Here is a 12,974-nt window from a genome sequence, read left to right on the forward strand (position 1 = left end):
GTGTGTGTATGCCGATGCTATGAGTTTGTCCACAGTGCTGTCCCCCGGTCCGTGCACAGGATCGGCGGACTTCTCCACAGCATCTGGTCCGTCATCCACATGCCCTGTGGATAACCAGATTGGCTGACGGTGCGGAGCGGCCTACCGTGGACCGTCGCCCGTAGTCCGGCCGTCCCTCGAAACGCGCTGAAGTCGAAGCTCCGGAAGCGGAGTCGGGTGTCCTGTTTGTCGGTGCTGTGCCGTAAGAAAGAGTGGCATGGCTAGGTCCGCGAAGCGGACGGGAGGAGGTGGCCCGGTGAGCATTCCGGAGCCTTTGGACGAGCCCTGGGCCGACGTCGGTCCCAGCGACCGTCTGCCTGTTTCCCGTCAGCGCCGCGGTGACCGCGGTGACCGCGGCGGTCGGGACGACCAGCACGACCGTGACCGTGACAACGGCTGGGACGGTGGCTCGCCGGGATTCGAGCGGGTCCCTCCGCAGGACCTGGACGCCGAGCAGTCGGTGCTCGGCGGCATGCTGCTCTCCAAGGACGCGATCGCGGAGGTCGTGGAGGTCATCAAGGGGCACGACTTCTACCGCCCCGCCCACGAGACCGTCTACACGGCCATTCTCGATCTCTACGCCAAGGGCGAGCCGGCCGACCCGATCACGGTCGCCGCCGAGCTCGTCCGGCGCGGAGAGATCACCAAGGTCGGTGGCGCGCCGTACCTCCACACCCTCGTCCAGTCGGTGCCGACCGCCGCGAACGCCTCGTACTACGCCGAGATCGTCCATGAGCGTGCCGTGCTGCGCCGCCTGGTCGAAGCGGGTACGAAGATCACACAGATGGGCTACGCGGCCGACGGAGACGTCGACGAGATCGTCAACTCCGCCCAGGCCGAGATTTACGCCGTCACCGAGCAGCGCACCAGCGAGGACTACCTGCCGCTCGGCGACATCATGGAGGGGGCGCTCGACGAGATCGAGGCGATCGGCTCCCGCAGCGGGGAGATGACCGGCGTCCCCACCGGATTCACCGATCTCGACGCGCTGACCAACGGCCTGCACCCCGGCCAGATGATCGTCATCGCCGCCCGTCCCGCCATGGGTAAGTCGACCCTGGCACTGGACTTCGCCCGGGCGTGCTCGATCAAGGGCAACCTCCCGAGCGTGATCTTCTCCCTGGAAATGGGGCGGAACGAGATCGCGATGCGTCTGCTCTCGGCGGAGGCGCGGGTGGCGCTGCACCACATGCGCTCGGGCACGATGACGGACGAGGACTGGACGCGACTGGCCCGCCGGATGCCGGACGTCTCCGCGGCCCCGCTGTACATCGACGACTCGCCCAACCTCTCCATGATGGAGATCCGGGCGAAGTGCCGACGTCTCAAGCAGCGCAACGACCTGAAGCTGGTCGTCATCGACTACCTGCAGCTGATGCAGTCCGGTGGTTCGAAGCGTGCCGAGAGCCGTCAGCAGGAGGTCTCGGACATGTCCCGAAACCTGAAGCTCCTCGCCAAGGAGTTGGAGCTGCCGGTGATCGCGCTCTCCCAGCTGAACCGAGGTCCCGAGCAGCGTACGGACAAGAAGCCGATGGTCTCCGACCTCCGTGAGTCCGGTTCCATCGAGCAGGACGCCGACATGGTGATCCTGCTGCACCGCGAGGACGCGTACGAGAAGGAATCGCCGCGCGCCGGCGAGGCGGACCTGATCGTCGCCAAGCACCGTAACGGTCCGACCGCGACCATCACGGTGGCGTTCCAGGGCCATTACTCCCGTTTCGTGGACATGGCCCAGACCTGATCCCCGCGCCTTGCGGGTGTCCCGGTCCTGTGGCCACTGTCCACCGGCGATGGCCACCGCGTGGCCAACAGGACACGGGGCCGGCAAACATGCCGAGTGAGCGGGTAGTTCCCCTCTTCGTGTACAGGTCCTCAGCTTGTCTTTTAACCCGCAGCGTGCAGTGGTCCGAGGCCAGAGTGTCAGTGCCCGGTGATACCTGTAGGGCGTGGAGGATGCGATTTCGGGTGCGATAGCCGTCCTGAGTGAAGCCTTTCCGGCAGAGGTCCGTCACTGCCCTTTGGACAGGGAAGAGCTTCGGGTGTGGGAGCGCAGGCACGGGGTGGTGTTGCCGGAGCCGTATCGCACTTTCGTGACTGAGATCGCGAACGGTACCGACGACGGTCCGTCTGACGAAGGTGGTCTGCTGCCACTGGGAGAGAAACCGGACAGCTGGGCCGTCTGGGAAGCGGACTGCTGGATGAGCCCGGAGCCGTTCGATGGCGCTGCCGTACGCGTGCCCGGCCAACCCTTCCCTCTTGAGGAGGAGTGGCAGTGGGAGTACGACTACTACGACCACACCCGCCACTCGTCTCTGTTGCACCAGACCTACCAGCACGGCTCCGTGCTGCTGGGCAGCGACAGACCCGGTGAGTACTGGACGCTAGCGGTGACCGGGCCGCAACGCGGCCGGGTGTGGTGGCTCAGAGACGGATGCGCCGCACCCTATGTCGACCGCACGTCCGATCAGCCGGGGGGCGATTTCCTGCACTGGGTGAGGGACTGGCATGTCGGACAGGGCTGGTGGCGGGCCGAGTAGCGCTTCCACACCCAGGTCGCGGACTCGACCGCTCGAACGCTCCCTCGAACTTGATCGCAAAATCGGATCTGCGCGACAGCGCGGCGGCCGTCGCTTGATGCTGAACTCCGGCGCAGAGACGCAGGACAGGCGAAGGCTGCGGGGTGGGTTTGCATCAAGATGTAGAGGGAGAGCCGTTCCTGGTGACGTCACGCTACTGGGACGACCTATTCGACTGCCTGACCGCACGCGGGGACGAACTGTTCGAGCTGGTGGACGCGTTGCTGTGCGCGGACGGGCCGGTGACGGCGCTGGTGGACCTGACGCTGGTGGCTGAACATCGGCGTGGGCACGGTGCCATGTACGACGCGCTGAACCGCGGGAACGTCGACGTGCCCCGGCTGCGCCAGGTGCTGGCCGGCCTGCCCATGCCGCAGGCAGCCGACGGGCGCCTGGTCCTCGCGGTCGACATCAGTCACTGGTTCCGCCCGGACGCACCCACCAGCGCCGACCGCCTGTTCTGCCACGTCTACGGCCGCAGCGGCCGGTCCTCGGACCAGTTCATTCCCGGCTGGCCCTACTCGTTCGTCGCCGCCCTGGAATCTGGCCGGACGTCCTGGTGTCAGCTCCTGGACGCCGTCCGCCTTGGTCCGGACGACGACGTCGCCGAGGTCACTGCCGCCCAGGTCCGCCGGGTGATCGTGGACTTGATCGAGATGGGCCGGTGGCACGTCGGCGACCGCGACATCCTGGTCGTGTTCGACGCTGGCTACGACGCCCCGCGCATGGCGCACCTCCTGGCCGGGCTGCCGGTGGAGGTCCTTGGACGAATGCGCACGGACCGGGTGATGCGCAAGCCGGTCCCGGTGCCCTGGATCTCCCCGCCGCAGGGCGGACGGCCGCCGAAACACGGCAAGGAGTTCCGCTTCGCCAAGCCGGAGATCTGGGGCGAACCCGAAGCTGCAACGACACAGGTCACCGACCGGTACGGCACCGCCCGAGCAATGGCCTGGGACCGAATCCACCCCCGGCTGACCGATCGCTCCGCCTGGATCGACCACACCGGTGAACTTCCCATCATCGAGGGCACCTTGATCCGCCTCCAGGTCGATCGCCTGCCCGGTGGCGGGGAACCTCTCCCTGTCTGGTTGTGGTCCTCTGCCACTGGCCTGACCGGCGAGGGCATCGATGTGCGCTGGCAGGCATTCCTGAGGAGATTCGATCTGGAGCACACCTTCCGACTGATGAAGCAGACCCTCGGATGGACCCGGCCGAAGCTCCGCACCCCCGAGGCTGGCGACCGCTGGACGTGGCTCGTGATCGCCGCCCACACCCAACTCCGGCTCACCCGCGAAGCCGCGGCGGATCTCCGCCGGCTCTGGGAGAGGCCAGCTGAGCCCGCACGACTCACCCCGGCCCGTGTCCGCCGAGGGTTGCGGAACCTCCGCCCGCACCTGGCCTGTCCGGCCCGTGCACCGAAACCATCTGCCGAGATCCCGGCGATCGAGCAGCTTCTTGGGTGGTCGTGGCCGGAGTGGGTCACTGCCCCCTTGAACGATGGCGTTGAGGTGTTCGCTCTGCCACCGCGGTTGACCCGGGCGCTGGCCAACGCCAGTTACACCGAGTTGGAGGAGCTGGCGGATCGCTGGACCGCGAGGCTCAGGTCTGCCGACGGGGACGACATGACCGACGAAGATCTGTCGGCGGTCCTGCACGGAGTGTCCCGGCTCGCGGCGTCCGCGATGAGCACGGGCGGCGGCCTCTACAGCTGGAGTTACTGACCGCCGGCCCTCGGAGGCCGGGCCTGCCGCAGGAGACACGGGGTGCTGGTCCAGCATGCCGCGGTTCTTTCACCCGGCGGCCTGTTCGCCTTCCGGGTACGGGCTGATCATGGTGTCGAAGAAGCCGTCCGAGGGCCCGTCCAGGTAGGTCGAAAGGTTCTCCAGGAAAGCGCGCAGCGGGGGCGTCGCGTTGTGACGGTCAAGATCCTCCCTCGAGCGCCAGACCTCGTAGAGGAAGAAGCGGCCGTCCTCGTGCTCGTGCAGGTGGTACTGCAGGTTGCCGGGCTCCTGCCTGGTGGGTGCGACGAAGGAGAGGAGGACGCGCCGGACCTCGTCCGCGCGCTCCGGCCGGGGCCGGAGGAATCCGTAGAGGGCGATGGGGCGGGTGTTCGCCGTGTTGGTCATGGCAGCGACAGTAGGATCTCTCATCCGTGTGAGGTTCAAGGGGATGTGAGGAGCACCACATGAGGATCGGTGAGCTGTCCGAGGCCACGGGCACCTCCGTCCGGCTGCTGCGCTACTACGAGGAGCAGGGCCTCCTGGAGTCCGAGCGCCTCGCGAGCGGCCACCGCCGCTACGGGGAGGGCGCCCTCGTAGCGGTCCGCCGTATCCGCTCGTTCCTGGACGCGGGCCTGCCGACCCGGGTCATCCGGGAACTGCTGCCGTGCGTCGTTGGGGACGGCACGGTCGACGGCTGCAAGTTGGACGCCCTCCAGGACCACCTGCGAGGTCTGGACGACCGGATCTCCGCGCTGTCTCAGGCGCGCACCTCGCTGACCGGACTCATCACCGCGACCCGGGCCCGCGAGGGTTCACCCGCGAACTGACCGGTGCTGGAGGCCTGAGCGCCTCGGCGCGGAATGGATTCGCAGGGTGGTGCTCTTTTCCACCATTCTTCGTTCCATGACGTCATGGAACGAAGAACTGCTTCCGGCCACCCGTCGGGCCCTGCTGCACCGCACCGCCACCGCCCAGCGGGAGGGGCGCACCCCCTCGATGGTGGCCGGAGTGCTGCGGGACGGGCGGATCGGGTGGAGCGGGGGGCGCAGTTGTGTCGACGGACATGAGCCCGACAGCGATACGCAGTACAGGATCGGCTCGATCACCAAGACCTTCACCGCCGTCCTGGTGCTCCGGCTGAGGGACGAGGGGCTGCTCGATCTGGACGACCAGGTACAGAAGCACCTGCCCGGCTCCGGGGTCGCAGGGGTGAGCATCCGCCAGCTTCTCGGCCACGGCGCCGGGATCACCGCCGAGACGCCGTCCCCGTGGTGGGAGCGGACGCCTGGTGAGACCCGCCCGGACCTGGCCGCCGTCCTGGGCGAGCAGCCCTTCCGGTACCCGGCCGGTCTCCGGCACCACTACTCGAACCCCGGATACACCGTGCTCGGTTCCCTCGTCGAGGCTGTTCGCGGGGACTCCTGGGAGTCGGTACTGCGGCGCGAGATCCTGGAGCCTTTGGGGATGCTCCGTACGAGCGTGGGGCCTCAGGCGCCTCATGCGGGAGGCTGGGCGGTGCACCCCTGGGCCGACGTGATGCTGCCCGAACCGAGCCACGATCTGGGGCTGATGGCCCCGGCCGGCCAGCTCTGGTCGACCGTGGAGGACCTCCTCGGCTTCGCCCGCTTCCTCGCCGAAGGGGACGACCGGGTCCTGAGCGCCGCGTCGGTCCGGGAGATGCGTGCTCCCTCGGTGCCGCTGGAGAGTGGCGACTGGACGGGCACGTACGGGCTCGGGCTCCAGGTCGTGCGCCGGGACGGACGCACCCTGTTCGGGCACTCCGGCTCCCTGCCCGGTTTCCTGGCCTGCCTCTGGGTGTGCGCGGAGGACGACGTGGCGGCTGTCGTGCTCACCAACGCGACCTCAGGCCCTCCGATCACCGAGGTGGCCCAGGACCTCGTTCGGATCGTCGCGGAGGCGGAGCCCTGCATCCCGGAGCCCTGGCGTCCGCTGCCCGAGGTCGACCAGGACCTGCTGGCCCTGACCGGGCCCTGGTACTGGGGGACCCAGCGGTACGTGGTGAAGCTGCTCGAGGACCGTGGTCTGGAACTGGCCCCGCTGGCGGGGACGGGCAGGGGGGCGAAGTTCCGGGCGGAGCGGGACGGCGGTTGGACCGGGCTCAGCGGCTATCACGCGGGGGAGCGGCTGCGGATCGTTCGGGACACCGACGGAGCGGTAGCCCACCTGGACCTGGGTTCCTTCGTCTTCACCCGTGAGCCGTACGATGCCGCGGCGGACATCCCCGGGGGCGTGGACCCGGAGGGCTGGCGAGGGCTGGCTCGCTGAGTGGTGCTTCCGGCGGCGCGGGCCCGGGCGCGTTTCACGTGAAACACCGGACCGTCAGCCGTGAGTCCTGCTGGGTGCCTCGTCCGACGGTGCCCAGCAGGGGAGGTGGCCCGGTGAACCTCGTCGGAGGGACCGTGCGGGAGGGCACGATGGCGAGCGGAACCGTGCGGGCGGGCGCGAGGGTGGGCGGAACCGTGCGGGAGGGCACGAGGGCGAGCGGGAACATGGGGGTGCACGACGCACGGAACGATCAGAGCGCGAGCTTGAAGCCCACGTGGCTCGGGGTGAAGCCGAGTCGCTCGTAGAAGCGGTGAGCGTCTGTCCGGGAGACGTCGGAAGTCAGCTGGACCAACTGGCACTCCTGGCGGCGGGATTCGTCGACGGCCCACTGGATCAGCCGCGTTCCGAGCCCGTTGCCGCGCTCCTCGCTGTGCACCCGGACCCCCTCGATGACGGAACGGGTGGCGCCACGCCGTGACAGACCGGGGACGATGGTGAGTTGGGCCGTACCCACCACCCGGTCGCCGCGCACGGCGACCATCAGATACTGATGTGCGTCGTCCGCGAGCCGGTGGAACGCCTTCTCGTACGGTGACAGGTCGTCGGGAGACTCTCGCTGTGCGCCCAATGGGTCGTCAGCGAGAAGCGCGACGATGGTCGGGATGTCGGCCAGAGTCGCGGGCCGTATCAGCAGTTCCTTCATGATCAACACCCTATGCAGCGCCTGCCCGGAGGGACACCGTGCACCGTCTGTCCGCAGGGAATCCGCCTACGCCGGGACCTTGAGCCCTTCGACCGCCCTGACGAGCGGCGCCAGTTCGGGGAGTTCGGCCGCTTCGTCCAGGGCGGCCCGCAGGGCGGTGTCATTGGTGGGACGGGCCTCGGCGAGCAGGGCGGTGCCCGCCTCGGTCACGTCGGTGTAGATGCCCCGGCGGTCCGTGTCGCAGAGGTACCGGGTGAGCAGTCCCCTGTCCTCCAGTCGGGTCACCAGGCGCGTGGTGGCGCTCTGGCTCAGCACGACCGCGTCGGCCACCTGCTTCATCTGGAGATGGCCACCAGGCCCCTGGTGCTGTCGGCTCAGTACGTCCAACAGGGAGTACTCGCGGACGCTGAGGTCGTGACCGGCCTGCAGGGCCCGCTCGATGTGCGCCTCGATCTTCCCGTGCAGCAGGGAAAGAGCGCACCAGCCCTGGGAAAGGGCGGTCAGGGCGGGGTCGGTGGCGGTCATCGTCTCTCCTCCGTAGGGAGCTGCTTGCCTCCAGGATAGGGGACGCATGCAATAGCCCGCGCTTGCAATTAACCAGCGCCTGCAATTATTGTGGACGCTCGTAAGGCGCAGACGCAATCTTCAGGAGAGGTGAACCCATGCCGCTAGCGCTCCTCGCCCTCGCCATCGGGGCTTTCGGAATCGGGACCACCGAGTTCGTGATCATGGGGTTGCTCCCCGAGGTGGCCGCGGACTTCCAGGTGTCCATCCCGGCCGCGGGCTTCCTGGTCACGGGGTACGCGCTCGGTGTGGTCGTGGGCGCCCCGCTCATGACGCTGCTGGGCACCAAGGTCAGCCGCAAGCGCATGCTGATGCTGCTGATGGGCCTCTTCATCATCGGCAACATCGTGTCGGCCCTGGCCCCCGTCTTCGGTGTCATGATCGTCGGACGCGTGATCGCCTCGCTCGCCCACGGAGCCTTCTTCGGCATCGGATCGGTCGTCGCGGCCGATCTGGTGGCCCCGCAGAAGAAGGCCGGTGCCATCGCCATGATGTTCACCGGACTCACCGTCGCCAACGTGGTCGGTGTTCCGCTGGGCACGTACATCGGTCAGACCGCCGGCTGGCGGGTCACCTTCCTCGTGGTCGCCGCCCTCGGCGTGCTCGGCCTGCTCGGCGTGGCGAAGCTCGTACCCGAGCAGCCCCGTCCCGAAGGCGTACGGCTCCGTCATGAGCTGGCGGCCTTCCGGAACGTGCAGGTCCTGCTGGCCATGGCCATGACCGTGCTGGGCTTCGGCGGCGTCTTCGCCGCGATCACCTACATCACCCCGATGATGACCGGGATCGCCGGCTTCGCGCCGTCCTCGGTCACCTGGCTGCTGGTCCTTTTCGGGATCGGCATGGTGGCCGGCAACCTGCTGGGCGGAAAGTTCGCGGACCGGCATCTGATGCCGATGCTCTTCGTCACGCTCGGGGCCCTCGCGGTCGTGCTCGCCCTGTTCACCGTGACCGCGCACAACAAGGTTGCCGCAGCCGTCACCGTCGTCCTCATCGGCGCCCTGGGATTCGCCACCGTGCCGCCCCTGCAGAAGCGGGTGCTGGACCAGGCTTCGGGTGCTCCGACGCTGGCCTCGGCGGTCAACATCGGCGCCTTCAACCTGGGCAACGCGCTCTCCGCCTGGCTCGGCGGCATGGTGATCGCGGCCGGCTTCAGCTACACCGCGCCCAACTGGGTCGGTGCCGCACTCGCGGCAGCCGCCCTGATCCTCGCCGTGGTCTCCAGTCTGCTGGAACGCCACCGGGCGCGGGACGGCCGGATCGTCGCCACCCACATCCCCGAACCGGCCGCCGTGCCCGCCCCGGCCCAGTCCTGACTTCTCTCCCCCGGCCGTCCCCACGGCCGCCCGTACCACTCACCGCATCACGCATCACGTCATTCACCGCATCACGCATCACGCAGGAGAACACCTTGAGCACCACCACCCGTACCGCCGTCTCGCCGCTCACCATCGAGGACGCGGAGGCGCTGATCGAGGCGGCCCGTACCGCCGCCGAGGCGGCCGGTGTCGCAGCCGCCGTCACCGTTCTCGACGCCGGTGGGCACCTGCTCGCCTTCCGCCGGGACGACCGTGCCGTCCTCATCGCGGGTGAGACCAGCACCCGCAAGGCTTACACGGCCCTTCAGCTCAACTCACCCACGGCCGACCTCGTGGACGCGGTCCAGCCCGGCGGGATCTTCCACTCGCTGACGACCGCGCTCGACCGTCCGCTGCTCTTCATCGCGGGCGGGGTGCCGGTGCACCGTGACGGTCAGTTGATCGGCGCCGTGGGTGTCGGTGGCGGTGCGCCCGAGCAGGACCACGGATTCGCCAGCGGCGCAGTGGCCTCGCTGGTCTGACGGCTCCTTCCCGACGCTCCGCGGCCGGTCCGGCCGCGGAGCGTTCCGCTGACCCGGCAGTCGTGGCGGAGCGGCTGACCCGTCAGCCCGTCGCGACGGTCAGCGGTGCGAATCTGCGGCTCCAGTCGCCGGGCACGTCCGGGCACCCCTTGGCCATCAGCGTCGTGTTGGACACGGCCGTCAGGCCGTGCTCGGTGAGCCAGCGGCGCAGCTCGGTGTGGCGGATGTCGATCTCCGCCCGCAAGGTGAGCTCCGTATCGGAGGCGAGCGAGGCCACCAGCGCCTTCGCGGTGTCCGTGTCCGGTGCGATGAGCGGCCCGATCACATGGCTCCCGTCGCTGGGCCAGAGCGCCGCGAACCCCACCAGCTCACCCGCCCGCTCGGCGACCCGGAAGTGATCCGAGAAGGCGGGCAACCGGGCGAGCATCTGCGTCCGCTCGCTGCCGAAGACCGAGGCGTCGAGCGCCATGACCGCCGGCAGATCCCGGGCCGCCGCCCGACGCGTCGTTGTCACGGACGAGTCGTCCGCGCCTCCGTCGGCCTCGGCCCGTACGTCCTCCAGGAACCGTCCGACCAACCTCTCCACACTCCCCACGACGGCGAAACCGAGCTCCTCGTAGAGGGGGCGGCCCTGATCCGTCGCGAAGAGGGTCAGGGGTGTCTCGTCGTGTGCTGCCAGAACGTGGACGAGCAGACGACGGCCCGCGCCCTGTCGTGCGAACCGTTGCGCGACCAGCATCATGCCGAGCGCGGCGTGGGTCGGCCCGTAGGAGGTCACCACACAGGCGGCCGCCAGCCCCTTGCCGGTGGGGTCGTCGATGCCGTAGCCCGTACCCGCCGCGAGGAGCAGGCCCCATCGGTGTTCGTCCCGGGGCCAACCCCGGTCCTCGCTGAGATCGGCACAGGCGACCAAGTCGCCCCGGGTGAGAAGCCGGATGGGCAGGGTGTCGGGCAGGGCGGGCCGGGTGCTGGGCATGTGAGCCAGGCTGTCCGACTTGGCGGCGGCCCGTCCACCTTTTTGTCTCTTCCTTCGCCAAGGTTTTTCCGTGCCTGTTCCGGGTGGCTCGGCTTCCCTCCGCGTGCCGGTGTGAGGTGCTGGGTGCGAGGCGGTGTCGGTGCCGCAGCGGACGAGCCCAGGGGGACGGCGCCCGCGCCGCGTGTTTCACGTGAAACACCACCGAGTACCGAGTAGCGGCGGCTGGGCGTGCCGGAATTCCCGTTATGTGTCCGTTGTGGCGAAGAATCCGGCAGACTTCGAGCTGGGGAGTCGCGAACAGTGTCGGGCCATTCAGTCGACCGAGAGACAGTTCGAGGCGAGGCACAGTCATGGACGCTCCGACCGGTGATCCGGCTGCCGGATCTCCGCAGCCGCCCACTCCACCCCGGCCGCTCCGTGCGGCTCGGGCCGCGGCCCCCCATCGCGCCGGCTTCCACCGGCCGGCCCTCCCGCCGCACGGCGAACCCGCCGCCCCTGCGCAGCACGGCGAACCGTCGGCCGACGCGGTACTGATCCGACGGAATCTGGCGGAGATCGGTCCGCGCGCAGACCGGGCGACGGCGCACTTCTACGCGGTGCTCTTCCTGGGCCGTCCCGAACTGCGAGAGATGTTCCCGGCGGCCATGGACGCGCAGCGTGAACGGCTCTTCCACACTCTGCTGACCGCGGCCCACCGTTTCGACGACCGGGTGGCGCTGACCGCGTACCTGTCGGACCTGGGGAGGGGGCATCGTCGGTACGGCACGCAGCCCACGCACTATCCCGCTTTCGGAGAAGCCCTGCTGGCCGCGGTGCGCCGCCACGCTCCCGTCACCTGGGACAGCGAGAGCGAGGCCGCCTGGGTCCGGGCCTACACGGCCATTTCGCAGATCATGATCGACGCGGCGGCCGAGGAGGAGACACGTTCTCCGGCTTGGTGGCAGGCCGAGGTGGTCGCGCACGAGCGGAGAACCCCGGACATCGCGGTGATCACCGTGCGGCCCGACCGTGCCTACGCCTTCCGCGCCGGGCAGTACACGGCGGTGGAGACACCCTGGTGGCCGCGTGTCTGGCGGCAGTACTCCTTCGCTTCCGCGCCGCGCCCCGACGGCCTGCTCACCTTTCACGTCAGAGCGGTCCAGGCCGGCTGGGTCTCCCAGGCCCTGGTGCACCGGGCGGCCCCCGGCGACATGCTGCGGCTCGGCGCACCGGCGGGGTCGATGACGGTCGACCACACCACCCACACCGGGCTGCTCTGCCTCGGTGGCGGCACGGGCATGGCGCCCATCAGGGCGCTGGTCGAGGACGTCGCCGAACACGGCGACCGCCGGCGCGTCGACGTCTTCTGCGGGGCGCGCAACGAGCGTGACCTCTACGACCTCGACGCCCTGCTGCGCCTCCAGCGGACCTACCCCTGGCTCGCTGTGCACCCGGTCGTCGAGAGCGGCCCGACCCGTGGCCGGACCGGAGAGATCCCGCAGGCGGTACGGGAGACCGGGCCGTGGGACGAACGGGACGCCTATCTGGCGGGTCCGCCCGGCATGATCCGTAGCGGCGTGCGCGCCCTGCGGGACGTGGGCATCCCGGCGGAGCGCATTCACCACGACACCGTCGAGGAGCAGGTACGGACCGACCCGGCCTGAATCAGCCCAGGTCGGGTGCGTGCATGGCCCGTACGCCCTCGATGTTGCCGTCCAGGTAGTGGCGGAGGGAGAGCGGGACGAGGTGGACTGCCGCGATCCCGACCCGGCTGAAGGGGATGCGGACGATCTCGTACTCCCCGCAGGGGGCCTCGATCTCGGGGCCGTGGCGCTTGGAGAGGTCCATCGACGCCAGTCGGCAGACGAAGAAGTGCTGGACCTTCACCCCGGCCGGCCCGTCGTCCGCGATGTGTTCGACGGTGTCGACGAAGCAGGGCACCACATCGACGATCTTGGCTCCCAGCTCCTCGTCGATCTCCCGGTGCAGGGCATCGACGACGGTCGCGTCCTCGGGTTCGACCCCGCCGCCTGGTGTCACCCAGTAGGGGTCCACCCCTGGCTTGGTCCGCTTGATCAGGACGAGTCGGTCGCCGTCGAGCAGGATGGCGCGTGCGGTGCGCTTGACCACAGGGCGTTCGGTCATGGCAAGAGAGTGGCCCGCCCGCACCCATCCGAAACTCCTGGCGGCCGTTTCGCAGGTGGCGGGCGCCGGCACCCATCCGCCTCCCGGACGCGCCCGCGCCCACGCGGAAGCGGGAAAGGCTCCGGTGCGCACGGAGAGTTCCTCCGTG

General features: G+C 69.3%; 12 protein-coding genes and 1 pseudogene. 8 read left to right on the forward strand and 5 right to left on the reverse strand.

The window, feature by feature from the left end; genetic code table 11:
- Positions 1–313: 313 nt before the first annotated feature.
- The 3 genes and pseudogenes from dnaB to ACWD3D_RS04735 all read left to right on the forward strand — a co-directional run.
- Positions 314–1,780 (forward strand): replicative DNA helicase, encoded by a 1,467-nt coding sequence (dnaB, locus tag ACWD3D_RS04725; protein WP_328723743.1) that lies wholly within the window; start codon positions 314–316, stop codon positions 1,778–1,780.
- Between the two features lie 205 nt (positions 1,781–1,985).
- Entirely contained in the window at positions 1,986–2,576 is a 591-nt protein-coding gene (locus ACWD3D_RS04730) for an SMI1/KNR4 family protein (RefSeq protein WP_451459472.1), read from the forward strand.
- Positions 2,577–2,725: 149 nt separating this feature from the next.
- Positions 2,726–4,054: pseudogene (locus ACWD3D_RS04735) on the forward strand (NF041680 family putative transposase); the annotation flags it as partial.
- A gap of 351 nt (positions 4,055–4,405) precedes the next feature.
- Here ACWD3D_RS04735 and ACWD3D_RS04740 read toward each other — a convergent pair.
- Positions 4,406–4,741, reverse strand: coding sequence for a putative quinol monooxygenase (locus tag ACWD3D_RS04740; protein ID WP_451459473.1), 336 nt, complete (start codon positions 4,739–4,741; stop codon positions 4,406–4,408).
- A 59-nt stretch (positions 4,742–4,800) separates the two neighbouring features.
- Between ACWD3D_RS04740 and ACWD3D_RS04745 the strand changes: the two genes are divergently transcribed.
- A complete protein-coding gene (locus ACWD3D_RS04745) occupies positions 4,801–5,163 on the forward strand; it encodes a MerR family transcriptional regulator (protein WP_451459474.1) in 363 nt (120 codons plus the stop codon).
- Positions 5,164–5,239: 76 nt separating this feature from the next.
- Entirely contained in the window at positions 5,240–6,622 is a 1,383-nt protein-coding gene (locus ACWD3D_RS04750; protein WP_451459475.1) for a serine hydrolase domain-containing protein, read from the forward strand.
- 250 nt (positions 6,623–6,872) lie between these two features.
- On the opposite strand, the gene ACWD3D_RS04755 is transcribed toward ACWD3D_RS04750, so the two are convergent.
- Positions 6,873–7,325, reverse strand: a complete 453-nt coding sequence (locus ACWD3D_RS04755) for an N-acetyltransferase family protein (protein ID WP_451459476.1) — start codon at positions 7,323–7,325, stop codon at positions 6,873–6,875.
- Positions 7,326–7,391: 66 nt separating this feature from the next.
- A complete protein-coding gene (locus ACWD3D_RS04760; protein ID WP_451459477.1) occupies positions 7,392–7,850 on the reverse strand; it encodes a MarR family winged helix-turn-helix transcriptional regulator in 459 nt (152 codons plus the stop codon).
- A gap of 137 nt (positions 7,851–7,987) precedes the next feature.
- Here ACWD3D_RS04760 and ACWD3D_RS04765 point away from each other — a divergent pair, with 137 nt between their 5' ends.
- Together ACWD3D_RS04765 and ACWD3D_RS04770 are read left to right on the forward strand one after the other, a co-directional pair.
- Entirely contained in the window at positions 7,988–9,202 is a 1,215-nt protein-coding gene (locus ACWD3D_RS04765; RefSeq protein WP_451459478.1) for an MFS transporter, read from the forward strand.
- 95 nt (positions 9,203–9,297) lie between these two features.
- Complete coding sequence (locus tag ACWD3D_RS04770) at positions 9,298–9,726, forward strand: GlcG/HbpS family heme-binding protein (RefSeq protein ID WP_451459479.1); 429 nt, start codon at positions 9,298–9,300, stop codon at positions 9,724–9,726.
- Between the two features lie 82 nt (positions 9,727–9,808).
- Here ACWD3D_RS04770 and ACWD3D_RS04775 read toward each other — a convergent pair whose 3' ends face one another.
- Positions 9,809–10,702: a GNAT family N-acetyltransferase gene (locus ACWD3D_RS04775; protein WP_451459480.1), complete on the reverse strand. Its 894-nt coding sequence runs from the start codon at positions 10,700–10,702 to the stop codon at positions 9,809–9,811.
- Positions 10,703–11,052: 350 nt separating this feature from the next.
- On the opposite strand from ACWD3D_RS04775, the gene ACWD3D_RS04780 reads away from it, so the two are divergent.
- On the forward strand, positions 11,053–12,345 hold the full coding sequence (locus ACWD3D_RS04780) for a globin domain-containing protein (protein WP_451459481.1): 1,293 nt from the start codon (positions 11,053–11,055) through the stop codon (positions 12,343–12,345).
- 1 nt (position 12,346) lies between these two features.
- Here ACWD3D_RS04780 and ACWD3D_RS04785 read toward each other — a convergent pair whose 3' ends face one another.
- Positions 12,347–12,826, reverse strand: a complete 480-nt coding sequence (locus tag ACWD3D_RS04785) for an NUDIX domain-containing protein (protein ID WP_451459482.1) — start codon at positions 12,824–12,826, stop codon at positions 12,347–12,349.
- Positions 12,827–12,974 lie beyond the last annotated feature (148 nt).

The sequence above is a fragment of the Streptomyces sp. NPDC002690 genome (genome assembly GCF_053592415.1).

Excerpts from the sequence above, each read along its gene's own strand:
- ACWD3D_RS04740 (WP_451459473.1), bottom strand. The coding sequence starts at position 4,741 with ATGACCAACACGGCGAACACCCGCCCCATCGCCCTCTACGGATTCCTC.
- ACWD3D_RS04745 (WP_451459474.1), top strand. The coding sequence starts at position 4,801 with ATGAGGATCGGTGAGCTGTCCGAGGCCACGGGCACCTCCGTCCGGCTG.
- ACWD3D_RS04750 (WP_451459475.1), top strand. The coding sequence starts at position 5,240 with ATGACGTCATGGAACGAAGAACTGCTTCCGGCCACCCGTCGGGCCCTG.
- ACWD3D_RS04755 (WP_451459476.1), bottom strand. The coding sequence starts at position 7,325 with ATGAAGGAACTGCTGATACGGCCCGCGACTCTGGCCGACATCCCGACC.
- ACWD3D_RS04760 (WP_451459477.1), bottom strand. The coding sequence starts at position 7,850 with ATGACCGCCACCGACCCCGCCCTGACCGCCCTTTCCCAGGGCTGGTGC.
- ACWD3D_RS04765 (WP_451459478.1), top strand. The coding sequence starts at position 7,988 with ATGCCGCTAGCGCTCCTCGCCCTCGCCATCGGGGCTTTCGGAATCGGG.
- ACWD3D_RS04775 (WP_451459480.1), bottom strand. The coding sequence starts at position 10,702 with ATGCCCAGCACCCGGCCCGCCCTGCCCGACACCCTGCCCATCCGGCTT.
- ACWD3D_RS04780 (WP_451459481.1), top strand. The coding sequence starts at position 11,053 with ATGGACGCTCCGACCGGTGATCCGGCTGCCGGATCTCCGCAGCCGCCC.
- ACWD3D_RS04785 (WP_451459482.1), bottom strand. The coding sequence starts at position 12,826 with ATGACCGAACGCCCTGTGGTCAAGCGCACCGCACGCGCCATCCTGCTC.